At 61.1% G+C, this 478-nt stretch carries 1 protein-coding gene; it reads left to right on the forward strand.

Features of this window, described 5'->3' with window-relative positions; all coding sequences use genetic code 11:
• The coding region (locus tag H3V53_RS43400) for a flagellin (RefSeq protein WP_336603068.1) at positions 1 to 478 on the forward strand (478 nt) is incomplete at both ends.

The following is a 478-nucleotide window of genomic DNA, read 5'->3' on the forward strand; positions in this document are numbered from 1 at the left end:
GCTCGACTCGAACGCACTGGCTAACCTCCAGTCGGAAGTGTCGACGCGTCTGACGGAAATCACGCGCGTTGCACAACAGACGACGTTCAACGGCCAGGCAGTGCTGAACGGCGCCGGCACGGTCAACTTCCAGATCGGCGCGTTCAACGGCCAGCAGATCACGGCGAACTTCGGCACGCAGAAGTGGGACGCGAACAGCCTCGGCGTGAGCGGCGTGTCGGTCTCGACGGCTTCGGGCGCGCAAGCAGCCATGAGCCAGATCGATACGGTTCTGACGAGCGTCAATACCTTCCAGGCAACGCTCGGCGCAACGCAGAACACGTTCCAGGCTGCTATTTCGACGACGCAAACGCAAGCAACGAACATGAGCGCAGCACGTTCGCAGATCACCGACGCAGACTTCGCGACGGAAACGGCGAACCTGTCGAAGGCTCAGGTTCTGCAACAAGCGGGTATCTCGGTTCTGGCACAAGCGAAC

It is taken from the genome of Paraburkholderia bengalensis (assembly GCF_037126505.1).
In the GTDB taxonomy this organism is placed as follows: domain Bacteria; phylum Pseudomonadota; class Gammaproteobacteria; order Burkholderiales; family Burkholderiaceae; genus Paraburkholderia; species Paraburkholderia bengalensis.